General features: G+C 44.4%; 14 protein-coding genes and 1 pseudogene. 1 reads left to right on the top strand and 14 read right to left on the bottom strand.

The features are described 5' to 3' along the window. The 12 genes and pseudogenes from H6G97_RS33215 to H6G97_RS33170 form a co-directional block, all read right to left on the bottom strand. Positions 1-122, bottom strand: a pseudogene (locus H6G97_RS33215) (IS4 family transposase); the annotation flags it as partial. A 109-nt stretch (positions 123-231) separates the two neighbouring features. After that, on the bottom strand, positions 232-531 hold the full coding sequence (locus tag H6G97_RS33210) for an SDR family NAD(P)-dependent oxidoreductase (protein ID WP_338421887.1): 300 nt from the start codon (positions 529-531) through the stop codon (positions 232-234). 110 nt (positions 532-641) lie between these two features. Continuing rightward, the gene (locus H6G97_RS33205; protein WP_199349815.1) at positions 642-1,562 is read right to left on the bottom strand and encodes an SDR family oxidoreductase; all 921 of its coding nucleotides are present in this window, start codon (positions 1,560-1,562) and stop codon (positions 642-644) included. Continuing rightward, on the bottom strand, positions 1,559-2,464 hold the full coding sequence (locus tag H6G97_RS33200) for an alpha/beta hydrolase (RefSeq protein ID WP_190944698.1): 906 nt from the start codon (positions 2,462-2,464) through the stop codon (positions 1,559-1,561). The genes H6G97_RS33205 and H6G97_RS33200 overlap by 4 nt, the downstream gene beginning before the upstream one ends. A 36-nt stretch (positions 2,465-2,500) precedes the next feature. After that, positions 2,501-3,037, bottom strand: coding sequence for a DsbA family protein (locus H6G97_RS33195; protein WP_190944697.1), 537 nt, complete (start codon positions 3,035-3,037; stop codon positions 2,501-2,503). Positions 3,038-3,251: 214 nt separating this feature from the next. After that, positions 3,252-3,881 carry a response regulator transcription factor gene (locus H6G97_RS33190; protein ID WP_190944696.1) on the bottom strand — a complete coding sequence of 210 codons (630 nt, stop codon included), beginning with the start codon at positions 3,879-3,881 and terminating at the stop codon, positions 3,252-3,254. After that, the gene (locus tag H6G97_RS33185) at positions 3,878-8,011 is read right to left on the bottom strand and encodes a PAS domain-containing protein (protein WP_242055553.1); all 4,134 of its coding nucleotides are present in this window, start codon (positions 8,009-8,011) and stop codon (positions 3,878-3,880) included. The genes H6G97_RS33190 and H6G97_RS33185 overlap by 4 nt, the downstream gene beginning before the upstream one ends. Positions 8,012-8,055: 44 nt before the next feature. Further along, positions 8,056-8,322 carry a hypothetical protein gene (locus H6G97_RS53215; RefSeq protein ID WP_242055552.1) on the bottom strand — a complete coding sequence of 89 codons (267 nt, stop codon included), beginning with the start codon at positions 8,320-8,322 and terminating at the stop codon, positions 8,056-8,058. Between the two features lie 23 nt (positions 8,323-8,345). Beyond that, positions 8,346-9,557, bottom strand: a complete 1,212-nt coding sequence (locus H6G97_RS53210; RefSeq protein WP_242055550.1) for a serine/threonine-protein kinase — start codon at positions 9,555-9,557, stop codon at positions 8,346-8,348. A 166-nt stretch (positions 9,558-9,723) separates the two neighbouring features. Next, positions 9,724-9,894 carry a hypothetical protein gene (locus tag H6G97_RS33180; RefSeq protein ID WP_190944695.1) on the bottom strand — a complete coding sequence of 57 codons (171 nt, stop codon included), beginning with the start codon at positions 9,892-9,894 and terminating at the stop codon, positions 9,724-9,726. Next, positions 9,878-10,774, bottom strand: a complete 897-nt coding sequence (locus tag H6G97_RS33175; RefSeq protein ID WP_190944694.1) for a hypothetical protein — start codon at positions 10,772-10,774, stop codon at positions 9,878-9,880. Before H6G97_RS33175 ends, H6G97_RS33180 begins: the two co-directional genes overlap by 17 nt. A 158-nt stretch (positions 10,775-10,932) precedes the next feature. Then, complete coding sequence (locus H6G97_RS33170) at positions 10,933-11,175, bottom strand: helix-turn-helix domain-containing protein (protein ID WP_179070305.1); 243 nt, start codon at positions 11,173-11,175, stop codon at positions 10,933-10,935. Between the two features lie 156 nt (positions 11,176-11,331). Here H6G97_RS33170 and H6G97_RS33165 point away from each other — a divergent pair, with 156 nt between their 5' ends. Then, on the top strand, positions 11,332-12,087 hold the full coding sequence (locus H6G97_RS33165) for a hypothetical protein (RefSeq protein WP_190944693.1): 756 nt from the start codon (positions 11,332-11,334) through the stop codon (positions 12,085-12,087). Here H6G97_RS33165 and H6G97_RS33160 read toward each other — a convergent pair. Together H6G97_RS33160 and H6G97_RS33155 are read right to left on the bottom strand one after the other, a co-directional pair. Further along, on the bottom strand, positions 12,047-14,065 hold the full coding sequence (locus tag H6G97_RS33160) for an ATP-binding cassette domain-containing protein (RefSeq protein ID WP_190944692.1): 2,019 nt from the start codon (positions 14,063-14,065) through the stop codon (positions 12,047-12,049). The genes H6G97_RS33165 and H6G97_RS33160 overlap by 41 nt on opposite strands. Before the next feature lie 193 nt (positions 14,066-14,258). Beyond that, the gene (locus H6G97_RS33155) at positions 14,259-15,536 is read right to left on the bottom strand and encodes an HlyD family secretion protein (protein ID WP_190944691.1); all 1,278 of its coding nucleotides are present in this window, start codon (positions 15,534-15,536) and stop codon (positions 14,259-14,261) included. Between the last annotated feature and the right edge of the window lie 215 nt (positions 15,537-15,751).

Genomic DNA, 15,751 nt, shown 5'->3' with positions numbered 1-15,751 from the left:
GAATGTAACCCTCTGTCCCACATCAATAACATTCCTTGTGTCACAGACCGTAGTAACTTTTTAACCCTGACCCGCTCACCAATACGGTAAGGACACATTAAAGCATCAACAATCAATACGGTTCGGTTAAGCCCAAAAAATAAAAATGTGTAGGTTGGGTTGAGGAACGAAACCCAACATTTTGCGGGGTTTGTTGGGTTTCACTTCGTTCAACTCAACCTACAAATATTCTTAACCGAACCGTATTGGATCCACTCCAGCATTGTTGAAGGCAATGTCGAGCCGTCCGTAGCGTGCCATCGTTTTCTCAATCAGAGCTTGCACATCGGCTTCTTTAGAAACATCTGTCGCGACAAAAAAGCCATCCCCACCGATCACTTGAATTTGGCGAATGGTTTCTTCGCCTTCAGCTTGCCGACGACCTGCAACAATGACGTTTGCTCCTGCTTGAGCCAGTGCGATCGCCGCTGCCTTACCAATCCCTGATGTTCCACCTGTAACGAGTGCGACTTTTCCAGATAACGTGGTCATTATTAAGCTCCTGTTGTGGGATTAAAGATTAGGGGATGGTTTGCTTGAGCGGTTGCAAATAACCTTTGCACTATGACAACAACTTCCGGCAGTCCGTTGCATGAGAATTATTAGACAGTATATCCAGGTTGCACTTTTACACCAAAGCGAGTTCGCATGAAGGCAATATATTCGTCCTCAGAGGTTTCCCGCCGCGCCTTCACCATCGGTTTAATGTCTTCCGTTGCTACGTAGCGCAAACAATCCGTGCCGTCAGTTGCCGCCTGGTAAATTACCTTCGCAACGTCTTCCTCTGTGGCTTGGCGCACTTCTCGAAGACCCTCAAAAACAGCGTTGGTATACGTGACGAAGTGATCGTAGTCAGGAATCGTGGCATTATGTACAGCCTCGGCACCGCTACGCTGCTCGAACTTGGTGTTCGCTATGCCACCAGGTTCGATAAGCTTCACGACAATATTCTGCGAAGCCAGTTCGTAGGAAAGTGCTTCGATGAAACCTTCGAGTGCAAACTTGCTGGCGCAATATAGCGAAAGCATCGGCAGCGTGAATACGCCAGCTCCCGAACTTATATTGAGGAGCAAGCCGCCTTTGTTTTGCCGAAAATGGGGCAAAATCGCACGCATAACATCCATGGCCCCGAAGACGTTGATGTTGAATTGCTCCACTACCTTTTCGCGTGGTGTCGCCTCGAACAACCCGAAGAGTCCAAAGCCAGCATTATTGACCAAAGCGTCTATTTTCCCAAATCGAGCGATCGCAGCCTCGATTGCTGTAGTAATGCTGATGCGATCTTGAACGTCCAACCATGTGACAAGTACGTTGGGGAGCTGGACAAGTTCTCGTTCTTCCTCCGGCCGCCGCATTGTAGCCACAACGTTCCAACCTTCGTGGGTGAAAAAGCGTGCAGTGGCTTTACCCAGTCCAGAGGAGGCTCCTGTAATCAAAATGGTTTTTGTCATATTTATCACGAATACTTTTGTTTGACTATTCGTAGCTAAACTCAATGATTTACAGCCAAAAAGAACTTTCAAACCTGCTTCAAATATTTCTCGAACCAGTTCAACGCAACTGTACTGGCAATCTCAAAGCCTTCGCCTTGGAAACCGTCAAAGTGTCCGCCCTTTAAGATTGTCAGAGACTTCGGCTCCATCGCACGCGCATGGACATCGGCGGTTATGTCGGCAGGTGAAAGAAAGTCTTTCTCACCCGTAATCAGGCATAGCGGGGTGGGAAAGATTGCTTCGAGGTGAGGAATCGGTTCGTAATAGAGGCAGTGTTCAATCGATTCAAAGGTTATCCGATTCTCCCATCTTCCTTCACTTGCGCTTTTGTTCGATTCAACCCAAGTGAATGCGTCGGGTGTCGCAAGGAAGCTGGGTTCACCAGGTGGAGCAACTAAAGGGAGGTAACTCACCTCTTTGGTTTGATACCGTTTTACCCGATCAAGTGAAACCATCTTTGTGAGTTCTTCCAGTTGAAGTGGGGAAGCCACACGGCGGGAGATGAGAAATGCATTCACCGTAGGCATCTGTGCTACGATCACTTTCACGCGGGGATCGAATGCAGCCAGATGCAGCGCGTGACCGCCGCTATAAGAAAAGCCCCACAAACCTATGCGCTCAGGATCAACTTCGCTTTGTAGTTGAGTCCAGGTAATAGCATTACGAAAGTCTTCATGTTGCTCTGTAGGAAGCATTTGTCCGCGAGGTTCTCCTTCACTAGCACCCTGATAGCGATAATCGAACAGCGAAACTACAAACCCAGCTTGAGCGAATTTCTCGGCAAACTGCGGTAATCCCATTTCTTTGGTCAAGCCAATTCCATGAGCCATTACAATGGCCGGACAGCGCTCACCGGATGTGACTTGATCCGGAGTGTAAAAGGTGACGGAACACTTTAGACCCTTACTTTCAAAACTGGTTCTTCTTTGCATAACTGCTTACCCTCTCTTTTTTAAACGCCAAGAACATTAATGCCTTGCTGTGACAATAGCTGCCATCAACTGCTCAATGTTCCAGCGATTGCTATATCGAATTCCATTAATAAACAAAGCTGGGGCAGCTGTTACTCCACTGTGTAATCCACTTTGTATATCTTGATTAATACGCGCTATGTGTACTTGAGAGGATATATCTTGCAGAAATTGGGGAATATCGAGTCCTAGATTATTGGCATACTCCACAAGATCGCCGTTTCCTAACGCTTGTTGATAGGTGAACAAAATGTCGTGCATTTGCCAAAACTGACCTTGGCTGGCTGCCGCTTCAGCTGCTTCAGCTGCACGTTGAGCATAAGGATGTATTTGCGGCTGTGGAAAGTGGCGAAATACAAAACATAAGTCATTAGCCTGTTGCTGGATTGCTTTAATTAATTGGTGAGTTTCGCCACAAGTGGAACACTGGTAGTCACCATATTGGACGAGTGTCACTGAAGTACTCACTAATCCCTGAATATGATCTTGTTCTGAAATCGGCACAAGCAACCGATTATAATCACCAAGACTCATGAAAGCACCTCTAAGGAAAGGAGTGCAGCAGGTAAAGACAGATGATTGCTATGAATGAAACTTTTTTCACAATTGGGTAAACCGATGTCGCTCTGTTATCTGTTGTATAAACTCAATTTAGAGGGTTGACTCGATTTTGTCGCTGAGAAAAACTTCAGTTGATCATCTGATAAATTTGACAGCTGATAAACTGACAAATTTGACAGGTATGACGCTACAAGCTAACAATACCCCGCCTTAATGCAACGATCACAGCCTGAGTGCGATCCTCCACACCCAGCTTACTTAAAATATGATTGATATGAAAATTGACAGTGCGTTCAGTAATATATAGAGCTTTGCTAATGGCTTGGGTACTCTTGCCCGTTGTAATGAGTTGAAGCACCTCTAACTCGCGATCACTCAATTCTGGACTTGCCATGCGCTCTAAAAGTTTGGCACCGACGCGGGGTGGAATGTGCTTGTGTCCTTTGTGAACGGCGTGAATCGCAAAGAGCAATTCTTCTGGCTCCGCATCCTTGAGTAAATACCCTTTAGCCCCTGCCCGCAATCCCTGATAAATGTCTTCATCGCCCTCATAAGTTGTCAATACGATAATCCGGGCAGCAGGAAACTCAGTACAAATGGCAGTAATCGCAGCGACTCCATCCATCTGGGGCATTCGCAAGTCCATCAAAGTCGCATCTGGCTGTTTTTGACGAAAGACAGCGATTGCCTCCTGACCATTCCCAGCTTGTCCAACAACAAGGATATCTGGCGCTTCTTCCAGCATCGCAACCAAACCCTGACGTACAACGGGGTGGTCATCTACAACCAGAACACGAATGGCGTTAAGTTGACTCATGACAGTTTTTCCTGCTGATTCACGGACACCGCAATTTCTGTTCCTTGTCCAAGAGCGCTCTGGATCTGGATCTTTGCCCTAATCAGATCGGCACGTTCTACCATACCTAATAAACCAAAGCCATTGTGACTAGAATCTCGATCAATTGCAAATCCCTGCCCATCGTCCTTAATTCGTAATATGCACTGCGTGGACTGGTAGATTAGTTCAACACGAATTTCAGTTGCTTGTGCATACTTAAGAGCATTAGTCAATGCTTCCTGCCCAATTCTAAGTAAATTATTCTCCACCTCAGAGGGTAGCAGATAGGGGATGCCGATGGCTTCACACATAATTGTTATACCAGTGGATGATTCTAGCTGACTTGTCAGATGTTTGAAAGCGCTGAGTAAATCACTATTTTCTAACAAGTAGGGACGGCGTAACGCCTCTACAGAGCGGCGTGCCTCTGAGAGCCCAGTTTGAGCTAAGTTCTGGACTTGAGCTAGGTGAGCCTGAGCTTTTTGAGGGTCTACTGTTATCTTATTCGCAGCAGTTCTAGCGTGAATGATAACACCCGTAAACGACTGTGCTAGTGTATCGTGAATTTCGCGTGCCATGCGGTTGCGTTCTTCCAGAATTGAGGCTTCTTCGGCGCGTTTCTGATCGCTAATATCAAGAATCACACCCAGCATTCGCACAGGCTGTCCGACTGCGTTATAAATGCCTCGACCTCTGCCAACTAACCAGTGAATATTACCATTCGGGTAGATCACTCGATATTCCGCTTCAAAATCGGTATGAGTTGCTAGAGCTGCTGTAACAGCTTGCTCGACCCGATGAATATCTTCTGGATGAACGCGATCGCGCCATGCCTGATAGCTGCTCTCAACTTCACCGGGTACTAACCCCAGCAATCGAGCGTGGTTATTGTTCCAATGTGTTGTATTCTCAACGATATTCCAGTTCCAACTACCGATGTAGGTAAAGTCCATTGTCAGTCTGCGTTGCTCTTCACTCTGGCGCAGGGCGTTTCCAACTCGTTGACGCTCTTCAATCTCCTGAGAAAGGAGCAGAGTCCGCTCAGTTACTCGTTGTTCCAATGTTTGGTGGTAATCGGCTAACAGTTTTTCTGCTTGCTTACGCTCGGTGATATCTTGAAAGGCTGCGATCGCATAAGCTACATTGCCCTGTTCATCAAAGACTGGAGTGCCCCAAACCTCAACGGGAATAGTCTTATTGTTTTGGTGAATTTCTAGATCATCAACAGTAGTACGTTCGCCACTCAATGCTCGAACGACTGGTAGTCTTTGTGTTGGGTAAATTTGGTCTGTTCCCATCACGTAGCATTGATAAACTTCTGAAATTTGATCCGGTGTCGCGGTAGGATCAATTCCTTTACCCATTAGCTCAACACCCCGTTGATTAACGTAATGAACGCGGCCAACTGCATCAACAATGCTAATTCCCACTGGCACAGCTTCTAGAAATTGAGCCATTCGACTTTCACTAGCACGGAGCTTTGAGTAGAGTTTGGCATTTTCGATCGCAATCGCTGCCTGCGTAGAAAGTAGATTTAGAAGTTGCGATTGCTCCGGTGTAAATGCCCCAGTTGCCAACTGATTTTCTAGATACAACACACCGATAAGCTTGCTTTGATTGAGCAGTGGTAAACAAAAGACTGATTGAGTCTGGTGGTGTTGAATATAGGGATCATTGATAAAATTACCTTCACGAGTAGCATCATTGAGAATGACCGACTCATAAGTCCGAATCACATAATGAATGATTGATTCAGGTAAACGATTTGCGATTGGAGTCGATTGCAGCACTCGGGCAGTGCAAACACTTTCACCTTCAACTAGTTCACAAGCAGCGTCGATTCTCCATTCGCCTGCGTTCTCTAAAAGCAAACATCCGGTTTGGGCACCTGCGTTCTCAATGAGGATCTGCATTAACGAACTGAGCAACTGCTCCAGTTCAATCTCACTTGAAATTGCTTGAGCTGCTTTCATCACTGTCGCTAAATCGAGAGCAGTATGTGGGGTATTTGAGGAGGTTTCAGTCGTGGTACGAACTGGTGTAGAAACTACGTTAGACGACTGAGAAAATAGTTGAGGATAACGAGTTTCTAAATCTTTAACCTTTGCCATTGCTCCCCAGCGTTCATAACAGTAGTGAGCTTCTTTCATGTAGAACTGGGCAAACTTTTCCAGACCTCGCGCTAAATAATGCTTGGCAGCCAATTCGTATGCTAACGCCTCTTCCTGGATGTATTCGTTTTCTCTAGCTCCTTGAATCGCTTGTTCGTAAAATTTTTCTGCCTCCAGCAACTTACCCAAAACTTGTGCTTTTTCTGCCTCAACCAAGTGATATTTATGCAAACAATTCATAGGCGCATAATGTGCCCATCGTTTCATTTTTTCCTGACTAAGGGCAACTTTTCCAAGGATTTCCTCCTTTGCTTGAGTGCTGCTTCGGGGATATATTGCGAGTCTTACTAGAGAGTCATAGAAGTAGTACGGAGGCTCACCGAGTGACCCTGTACCGAGGAACAAATAACTTTCTGCTAAGACTAAGTTTTCAACTGCCTGAGCATATTCAGAAAATAGATAACATAGGACAAATTTGTGAAAATATACAGTGGCTGCAATTCCACTGTTTGCTGCTTCAGTTTGTGGCGAGCTATTTTCTTCATTGTAGGATTCGCCAATGAGACGGGTTGGATTTATTGAGCATCCCATTAAGTTTAAAACAGCCTGATGAAATATTTGGGACCAAATGAGTGGTGCTTCCTGTTTGATTTGACGGATTGCTTCACTATAGGTCGCCGTTTTGCGTTCAACCTCCACAAGTTCCTTTCCGCTAACATAAAGTTGAAAGCAGTAAGTATAAGCGCAATAGGCAGCAGCCTCTAAATTCCCAGTTTCCAATCCACTTTGATAAGCTTCTAGTAATAGCTCCAGTGATTCTCTAGTATGTTCTTTCCAGTGGTTGATGAAATGATTTATGAACAACAATGTTCCAGCTCTTTCTGAATGGGTTTTCGACTGTGACAACAGCTTTAAAGCAAGCTGTCCAAACTCGTAGCCAGCCTCAATGTCTCCGACCTCTTTACAAAGAATGAAGCCATAGGTAGCATATGCAAAGGGAGATACAAATGCATTGCCGTATTGAATTGATAAGCTGACTTGTTTAGATACAAGCAGGGGCATCAAATCAGGAGTGGCATTATGGGCCGCAATCGTGATACTTGATAAGATTCGCATCGCCGCCAATTTGTCCGGATTGGTCATTTCCGGCAAATGAACTAAGTCCTCAATGGGTGTTTCCCTAATGTAGGATGTGATCGCGTCTAATTCTCTCTGAATATCAAACTGAGTTGGCTCTTCGGAAAAACTAATCCCTAGTTGCTGCAAAACTTGCAATCCGGTATTGACTGCTTTCAATCGCTGGTTCTGTGCGATTTCAGTTTGAATTTTGACTTCATAAACCTTCACGGTATCAAAAATAGAATTGGCTTGTTGTAGAACGGTTTCTGCCCAATAATTCACCTGCTCAAACTCACTATTCAAGAACGCAGCTTTTATTTTCTCCACATATAATTCCAAAGTCAGGTCATAGTTGGTTTGCCAGCTAGATACTCCTAACCATGCTCTGCCTGCGTCTAAATAGGTTTTTGCCATGCTATAAGCGATTGCCCCTTTTGCTTTCTGACCTGCGATTAAATTTAATCTAGCAACTTCATTGCGTTCGGCTTTATCTGTTACAAGCTCAATTCCATGATTAAGATGATTGACAATTTCAAACAGTCGGTCTAATAGTCGCTCCGGCAAAGTTTTTTCGAAGAGATTGCGACCAATTTGTAAGTGAACAATTTGTTTTTTCGAATCATCGATTAAGGTGTATGAGGCTTGCTGCACACGATCGTGCAAAAACTTATACTCTTGAATTAACAAGTTTTCATCTAATTGAGATAGTGGTTGAATTAATCCAAATTGTATGGCTGTTAGTAAATCTTGAAAAACCGTTTCATGTGGTTTTTCACAAACAATCGATAGAGTATCTAAATTAAATTCAGTACCGATGCAAGCAGCTAACCGGAGAACTTGCTGTGTATTCTCTGGTAGCTTCTTCAACTTGTAAAGCATCAACTCTACAACATTATCAGTGATATCTTGAGCTTGGATCTGAGCTATGTTCCACTGCCACCCCCCTTTACTAAGGGGGATTGAGGGGGGTCAAAGGTCAATAAATTTTCGCTATGCAACATTCTCAAAAATTCACTGACAAAGAAGGGATTGCCCTGGGTTTTACGCAATACCAACTTAGCTAACGGACGAACGGTATTTGCATTCCGATGCAGCGTCTCGGCAATCAACTGACCCAACGGCTTGAGAGTTAATGGTGTTAGGATAATTTCCTGAAGCACTGCACCTTGTTTTCGCAGTCTCTCTAGCATTAATGCTAATGGGTGTGTTGGATTTACTTCATTATCTGTACCAACTTTTGCAAAGCATCTGCGATCGGACTGTAGGGAATATTGCGCCCGAATTGATCAAATTTACCAGAGATGAAATAGCCACGCTTCTGGATAATTGGTTTATAGATTTCTTGCACTAACGCAGATTTTCCAATGCCAGCATAGCCAGATACCAACATTATTTCGACTTGAAATTTTGGGTTGCCCGTTTGTTCCCTTTGTGAAGTCGTTTCTGAATTATTTGGTAAAGAAGCGACGCGATTGAACGCTGCCAATAACATTGCAACTTCTCTATCCCGCCCATACAATTTTTGGGGAATTTGAAATTGATCGCAAACATCTTGCAAACCAAGTTGAATGCTATCAATCTGACCAATTTCTTCTAATTGTTGAACACAGATTTCTAAATCCGCTTTAATTCCCCAGGCACTCTGATAGCGATCTTCTGCATTTTTTGCCATTAGTTTCAGAATTATATCTGAAACTAGCTTGGGAATCATTGTATTTATTTCATGAGGTGGAAGTGGCTGTTTAGCAATATGACAATGGACTAGCTCAAGGATTTCCGTTGTTTCAAATGGCAGATGTCCAGTTAGCAGTTGGTAGAACGTCACACCAAGGGAGTAAAGATCAGTGCGGTAATCGAGCAAACGGTTCATCCGCCCGGTTTGCTCTGGAGATAAGTATGCGAGTGTCCCTTCTAATACATGAGGACTTTTAAAAGTCGGATTCGTGCGGTTAAATTGGGTGGCAATCCCAAAGTCAATAATTTTGACAACGCCAGTATTCAGATTAAAGACTATGTTTCCAGGGTTGATATCTTTATGAATGATATTGGCTGCATGGATTCTGCCCAGAATGTCGCTCAGAGCGATCGCCAAACCTAGAAAAGTGGATAAAGGCATGGGGCAGAATATATCTGGGCGCTTGTGCATCCATTGCTCTAGGGACTCTCCCCCAAAATCTTCTAAGAGAATCACTAGAGTCCTTTGATAGTCTTGCTGGCTATATGCCTTGACAACTCCTTCCAGATTCAGGGAACGGGTAATTTTATATTCCTGTCTGTAGCGGGTTAGTTCTTGAGGTGAGGGATAATCAAGCTTTAGCATTTTTACGACGATCCGTACTCCATCGTCTCTGATGCCCCGATACACTAGAGAACTGGAACTTTCGTATATTTTGTTTTGGATAGCAATACCAGGTAGAGCGATCATAGAGCAACTCTTAAGACTATAATCTGGCATAATCCAAACTATACAGCAATCCAGCTATCTACATTTTTCATCTTCTGAGGTTCTATTTGGTTTTGTTCATTTCTAACCAGTTGCAGAGCCTTAACTGAACTCTATTGAGCGCTGTATCAATTTATGTAGAGCGTTTCTACAGCACTGGTTTGACAACTGGCGTAGCATGGGACACTAGTTGCGGAAAGTTTTGCCTTATCCCTCGTACAACTTCTTCGCTGTCCCATTGTGGTGATATCTCCATTGAAACTGCAACCCAAAGCCATTGGATGCCAAATTGCCAAAATTGTTCAGGGTATTCTCCCATACTCCGACTCCAGAAGCGTCAATAATTTCTCTTCCACAGCAGTAAGATAAGGCCGATTCACCTTCCCCAACAACTGCAACAGGCTTTTGACTGTCTCCTCCAGCAAATCGGAATACACCCGACTGATGCGATCGCAAATCACCTGCATCTGCTGACACTCGGCAGGCAGGTAGTTGAAGGACTTCAGGTGCTGCAAGCCAACGGCGTACTCGCTATCCCACATTCTCACGCTGCAACTAAAGTCATTCACTACGTTAACAATCCCCCAACAGCCACCCTTGCCTCTGAGTTCCGGGTTGTCTTTGACAAGAATTTGGCAGACTTCGCCGATTTGGTAGGTATTAGGTACTTTCGTCCTTTCCATGATGCGCTGCACAACATCTTTCACGATTCTACCAGTTAGCACTTTTCCGCCAGCAAGTTCTACTGCCGTTAGCCACACTTCTTGCTGTTCCTGGGGTTCAAGCTTTGTCATGGGTCGAACTTGTCCCTCTGCTGTCGGCAAAATGTCCACAATTTGTGGACATTTTTGCAAGTTGTCCACAACAACTGCCGCATCAACTAGCTGGTAAGAACGGGAACGATTGTAGCCAAACCTGTCTAAACAGTATTCATCAAAGGTTTTGTACGTGGAGCGATATAATCTGCGATCGCGTAATTCTATTAAAGCCTTGCCTGCTTCAAAAAACGCCCGCTCCACTTTCTTCTCCAAGTGCGGGCGATCACGCTGTTCTTCTTCTGTCAACTCTGTTACTTCAACAGCAGTAACTGTAATTGTTGCTGTAGCTGGGTTTTCTTCAAGGTCTTGGTTATCTGGTGGCGTGTCATCACTGGATGAAGCAGAGGTGGCTTTGTTGTGCTTACGGGGTGGTTTATTCATTTTTCCACCTCTTTCTGGTTCAGTGGCATTTGCTTAGAGCCGATTGCAAATAGGTTTTGAGTGTGGGACTTAACTGCGATTGCACCAAGCGCAGTGCCTTTACTAATAACTCGTCAATAAAAACTGAAGACAGAGTAAAGGGAATGACACTGGTAGGATTAATCATCAAAACGCACTCCAAAATCCACCCCTAAAACTTCTTCAATTTTGCGAAGGGTTGGTTCTGGTAAAACATCATTTTCTTCACGTTCAATCCGATACCAATTAGCACGAGTCATATCGGCCGCTTTTGCCAATTCTTCTACCGATCGTGGATCTCGCTCTCTGGCTTCTTTAATTCTTGCTCCGATGCCAGGGGCATCAACCCGTATAACCCGTTCTATTTGCACATCTATAGACATGAACAATCCTCTCTATTCAATCATTTCGTAGATCCTATGTAAATTGTAGAGTGACACTTGACAAAATGTCTAGTAAGAGGATACAGTGTAAATACAAAGAAAGCGCCCGGACTGCGAATCTAGAGCGCTTTCTGTCCCGCTAGGAACTTATTAATCATGACATACCAAATCTACAGCCATCAACAGCTGCAACTGAAATCGATTGCCCGACTCAAGCAAATCTACAGCGAAATCGCCTGCACAGTCGAAGTAAGTGACAAACGGTGTAAGGATGACTGGATTTGTGCCATTGTTAACTATCAGGCAAGCAAGATTCAGAAACTCACTCTCGCTGCTCCCGACGAACAAGCCCTCGCCCAAGCCGAACTCAACAGCTACATCGCTGACCAAGCCCAAGTTGTAGCTCCCGAACCCCTCAGAATAGTCGAAATCTCGTTTGACCATCACGAATATTATGCTGATGACAAACTGGTAGCCAGCATCAGCCATGACGACGACCACCTAACGCAACGCTGGGTAGTCATGGTCAACGACAAAGAAGTATTCCGTGCCAACACTTTAATGCGTTGCGATCGCTTCATCTGCACTCACTACAAAGATGGCACACTGCCAGTGCAAGAAGAAGCAGGGGGGCAGGGGGCAGGGAGCAAGGGAGAAGAAATTGCCCCCCTGCACCCCGCACCCTGCTCCTTGTCCTCTTCTACCACTGGTAACGAAGTCATGGCGCAGATTTTCAACGAATGGGAGAAATACGGTTACGAAATCCTGGACGACGGCATTTACCACAACGACGTAAAACTGGGCGAAGTAGGGCAAACTGACACTGGCTGGTGGTTCACACGCGCAGCAGACGACAACCAGCAGCGAATGGCTACTTCGACCCTTCTTCGGCACGTTGCACAATACCAATAAATGAATCTTCAAGGGAAAAGGGAATAAGTCGTAGAGAGTGAAAGTTTATCCCCTCTGCTTGTAAAAGTGAGCGGATATGAGGGATTTCTATGTCAGGATGATCAAGAACAAGGTGTAAGCGATCACCAAAAATTGAAACTCGCCACGGTGCTAATTGAGTTTTAAGTAAATTCAAACTATTTTGAGTTTTATCAGTCACTATTTCTATGATCTGACCAGGTTGAGAAGCTTTAATCTCACTAGGTGAACCTTGCGCTACCACTTCACCCGCCACCATAAACCCCATGCAGTTGCATTGTTCTGCTTCTTCTAAATAATGGGTAGTCACCAGCACTGCTGTACCTGATCTGGCGAACTCATTAATCAACCGCCAAAACTGACGACGTGCTAAGGGGTCTACTCCTGATGTCGGTTCATCTAGAAATAAAATTTTCGGTTCATGCATCACAGAAGCACCAAAAGCGACTCGTTGCTTCCATCCTCCTGGTAGTTGTCCTGTAAGCAGATTTTCTTTTCCGACTAAGCCACAAGTTGCAAGTACCCAATCTATTTTGGTGCGACGCCAACGAGTTGGTACACCATAAACCCCACAGTAAAATTCCAGATTCTGGATAATAGTTAAATCATTGTAGAGGGTAAATTTTTGGCTCATGTAACCAATGTGTTGACGCACGTCTCTGCTACGGAGATTCTGAGTTTGTCCAGCTAAGGAAATTTTCCCTGATGTTGGTTCTAATAAGCCACAGAGAATCTTGATTGTCGTCGTCTTTCCTGCACCATTTGCTCCGAGTAAACCGTAAATTTCACCATAGCGGACTTCCAGATCTACACCTTTAACCGCCTGGAAGTTCCCAAAAACTTTTCTCAGTTTATTTGCACCAATAGCAATGGGTGAGTAATGAGTGCGGAGTGCTGAGTTATGAGTAAGTGGTAACTCAGCCTTTTGTCTTTTCACCTCAATTTTAGTTCGGGGAAAAGGAATAAATTCTGGGTCATTACCAGCTGCACGCAGGCGGCTAACAAAAACGTTTTCTAGAGTGGCATCAGCAGTTTGTATGCTGTCAAGTTGTAGTCGCTGCTGATTGAAAATTCTCTGAACTGCTGTTGAAGCGATCGCTGCATCTTTAACTAGCACATCCAGCCGATCGCCGAAGGTTTGCACATCGACAATTGATGTTTGTTTGTCGCTTATCGCCTCGTGCAATACTTGTTCAGCTGCTTCAATGTGATTAGTCCGAACTTCCAAACGTTTTAAACCTAAAGTCTCCCGCAACTGGGAAAGCGTACCAATTTGCTGAATTTCTCCCTCATACATTAAGGCGATGCGATCACACCTTTGGGCTTCATCCAAATAAGGTGTTGCCACAACCACTGTCACTCCCTCCGATGCAATGGCGGCGAGGACATCCCAGAACTCCCGGCGCGATACAGGATCAACTCCTGCCGTTGGCTCATCCAATAAGAGAATTTCAGGTTGGGAAATCAAAGCACAACACAGAGCTAATTTCTGTTTCATCCCACCAGAGAGACGACCAGCCAAACGATCGCCAAATTTATCCAAACTCATTAATCGCAGATATTTATGGCGACGCTGCCAGAAAAGCTTTTCGGGAACTTCACGCAGTCCCGCACTGTAATGCAGATTTTCATCAATGCTCAAGTCGAGATACAGTGAGAATTGCTGTGTCAGATAACCGATTGCTAGACGAGCATCGCGGGGTGGTTTTTTTAAAATCTGGACATTGCCAGCAGATGCTTCCATTACCCCACCCAAAATATGGAAGGTCGTGGTTTTTCCCGCACCATCAGGGCCAATTAAACCAAAGATTTCTCCTTGCTGGACGGCAAAATCTATTCCCTTAACCGCGACTAATTTTCCATAACGTTTGGATAAACCTTTTACCTGAATTACTTCTGCACTAATTTGGGGATGACTTAGTGAATCACCCAGATCAGCAGATGACGCGATGGTAGTCATAGAATTTTGGATTGGGGGATTGGAGTATGGCAAAGGTATAGTAATAAGGACACCTTTTCAAAAGCACTACATATCTCGGAAAAAATATTTTTATCTTTGTTCATAAATAAATTTACTTGCTCTGAAACCCTCTTGGCAGAGAGAAGAATTATTTTCTATAACCTCCTGCCTCTTGCCCTCTGCCTTTATTCGGTCATTTTTTTACTTCTGTTGTGATGCTAATCTCAGCATCCGCCGGCATTCCTGGCTTGGCGAATCCATTGGGGTTGTCGATGGTTATTTTAACGCCAAAAACTTGTTTAACCCGGTCTTGCTGGAAATAAATATTTTCAGGGGTAAAAGATGCTTGGGTGTCAACGGCAGCAATTTTAGCACTTAAGGGTTCTTTAGGTGCTGAATCCAGAAATATCTTCGCTGACTGACCAACTCGCAGTTTTCCAATCTCGCCTTGGGGGATAAAACCACGTAAATAAACTGTTTTGGGATCAATCACTGTGAGCAGGGTTTTGCCAGTGGTAACAACTGCTCCTGGTTCTACACTCCGGCTGATGACTACGCCTTCAATTGGGCTTTTCACATTTAGGTAAGCAATCTGGGCTTTAGTTTCTTGCTGGGAAGCTTTGGCATTGGCGACATCAGCTTGAGCTGCGGCTAATTTTAAGTGCGTCTGTGCCAATTGGGTGCGTAACCCAGTTAGTTGAGCGTTACGGATAGAAGGATTTAAGCCTGTGCTTTGGGCTTGGGTTAATTGTCCTTGGGCAGAATTGACTAATTTCCGATAAGAATCTACCGATGCTTGATGTGATTTGAGGGTAGCAAGGGCAGTTTCAAAGCTTGTTTTGGCTTGATCAAATTGTTGCTGGGCAACCGCTCCTTGGGCAACCAATTTAGTGTAGCGATCGCGATTTATTTGCGCGAATTTCAATTCCGATTTGGCTTGCTCTACTTGAGCAATCGCTTGATTTAGTTGCGCCTGAACTGAAGCAACCGATGACTCAGCTTGAAAAATCTGACCTTTAGCATCTCCTCGCGCCTGTTGTAAAGAAAGCTGATTTTCCATAATCTGACTTTCTAATATCTTGATTTGCAAACGCGCCTGTTCTTCTTGTTTGCGGATAGAATCTAAACGGGCATCTGCACCCTGAAGTTGTGCTTGAATTTCTGCGTCATCTAACTTCACAATCACTTGATCTTTACGGACTGCATCGCCTTCTCGCACCGCTACGGACTCTATTCGACCTGCGACTTTCGCTCCAATATCAGTTTCATAGCCTTCAATCCGACCGCTTACTCGCAGCGTGTTAGTTTCTGAGTGTGAAGAGAGAAAATACCAGATTAATATTCCTACTCCCGTCAGTAAAAAGCCCAGAAAAATAAACAGAAGGGGAGACAGTCTACGCTTTACTTTCTCTAAGGTAGCAGTATCAACTTCAGTAAAATTTAGTTGTATATTATGCTTTTTAATTGCCATATTTTATTTTACAACTTTCTCAAAAAACGGATAAACCAAAAGATGATGCAGGATAAAAACAAGTTTAGAATCATATTACTCATCAATAGAGTAAACAAACTTAGAGGATGTTTTAAAAGTCGAAGCGAGTTAAAAATTATGCCAGTCGCCTGACCATAATCCGGATCATCGCAATGTAAATAAAAGTCTCAGAGGTTTCTGGTAGTCGTTCATAA

Source organism: Nostoc flagelliforme FACHB-838 (assembly GCF_014698065.1).
Classification (GTDB): domain Bacteria; phylum Cyanobacteriota; class Cyanobacteriia; order Cyanobacteriales; family Nostocaceae; genus Nostoc; species Nostoc flagelliforme_B.
Note: the sequence above shows the minus strand (reverse complement) of the source record. Positions and strands in the feature narration are given on the sequence as shown.

Excerpts from the sequence above, each read along its gene's own strand:
- H6G97_RS33210 (WP_338421887.1), bottom strand. The coding sequence starts at position 531 with ATGACCACGTTATCTGGAAAAGTCGCACTCGTTACAGGTGGAACATCA.
- H6G97_RS53215 (WP_242055552.1), bottom strand. The coding sequence starts at position 8,322 with ATGCTAGAGAGACTGCGAAAACAAGGTGCAGTGCTTCAGGAAATTATC.
- H6G97_RS33200 (WP_190944698.1), bottom strand. The coding sequence starts at position 2,464 with ATGCAAAGAAGAACCAGTTTTGAAAGTAAGGGTCTAAAGTGTTCCGTC.
- H6G97_RS33185 (WP_242055553.1), bottom strand. The coding sequence starts at position 8,011 with ATGCTTTACAAGTTGAAGAAGCTACCAGAGAATACACAGCAAGTTCTC.
- H6G97_RS33160 (WP_190944692.1), bottom strand. The coding sequence starts at position 14,065 with ATGACTACCATCGCGTCATCTGCTGATCTGGGTGATTCACTAAGTCAT.
- H6G97_RS33170 (WP_179070305.1), bottom strand. The coding sequence starts at position 11,175 with ATGTCTATAGATGTGCAAATAGAACGGGTTATACGGGTTGATGCCCCT.
- H6G97_RS53210 (WP_242055550.1), bottom strand. The coding sequence starts at position 9,557 with ATGATCGCTCTACCTGGTATTGCTATCCAAAACAAAATATACGAAAGT.
- H6G97_RS33155 (WP_190944691.1), bottom strand. The coding sequence starts at position 15,536 with ATGGCAATTAAAAAGCATAATATACAACTAAATTTTACTGAAGTTGAT.
- H6G97_RS33190 (WP_190944696.1), bottom strand. The coding sequence starts at position 3,881 with ATGAGTCAACTTAACGCCATTCGTGTTCTGGTTGTAGATGACCACCCC.
- H6G97_RS33195 (WP_190944697.1), bottom strand. The coding sequence starts at position 3,037 with ATGAGTCTTGGTGATTATAATCGGTTGCTTGTGCCGATTTCAGAACAA.
- H6G97_RS33175 (WP_190944694.1), bottom strand. The coding sequence starts at position 10,774 with ATGAATAAACCACCCCGTAAGCACAACAAAGCCACCTCTGCTTCATCC.
- H6G97_RS33165 (WP_190944693.1), top strand. The coding sequence starts at position 11,332 with ATGACATACCAAATCTACAGCCATCAACAGCTGCAACTGAAATCGATT.
- H6G97_RS33180 (WP_190944695.1), bottom strand. The coding sequence starts at position 9,894 with ATGGGAGAATACCCTGAACAATTTTGGCAATTTGGCATCCAATGGCTT.